Origin of the sequence: Neorhizobium sp. T6_25, assembly GCF_002968555.1 — a bacterium.
Classification (GTDB): Bacteria; Pseudomonadota; Alphaproteobacteria; order Rhizobiales; family Rhizobiaceae; genus Neorhizobium.
Genome location: NZ_PVBL01000075.1, coordinates 1 through 416, shown reverse-complemented (window position 1 = coordinate 416; position 416 = coordinate 1). Strand labels below are relative to the sequence as shown.

The window sequence follows — 416 nt, the reverse complement described above, 5'->3', positions numbered from 1 at the left end:
GCCCATGGTGGCCCGCATGCTCGCGCGCCCCGGGCTGGACCTGGACGCACACCTGGAACGCCTGCACGGGCGCCCGCTGCGCAGATGGGTGGTGGAAGCGCCGCAGGAATTCCGGGCCGCTGAACGTCGCGCCCTGCAAGAACTGCCGGCCGGAGGGCTGGTGGCCGTGGGAGGCGGTTTCCTGTCGCACCACCCCGACACGCTGACCGGGCTCTTCACCCTGGTCGTCCCCATCTGTTTCGACACCTACCGTGAGCGGCTGCTCACGGACCGGACGCGCCCGCGGCTGCGCGCCGACGTGTCGCTCGAAGAAGAATTGTCCGCGGTGTTCCATGAGCGCGAGGTGCTTCACGCCCGCGTCCCCACCGTGGCCCTGGAGGACTTCCTCCGAGGCTGCCTTGCCCCCGAGGTGCCCC

General features: G+C 71.2%; 1 protein-coding gene. It reads left to right on the top strand.

The window, feature by feature from the left end; translation table 11 throughout:
* Nucleotides 1-16: 16 nt before the first annotated feature.
* On the top strand, nt 17-416 hold a 400-nt coding region (locus C5L10_RS33385; RefSeq protein WP_245448386.1), incomplete at its 3' end, for a shikimate kinase.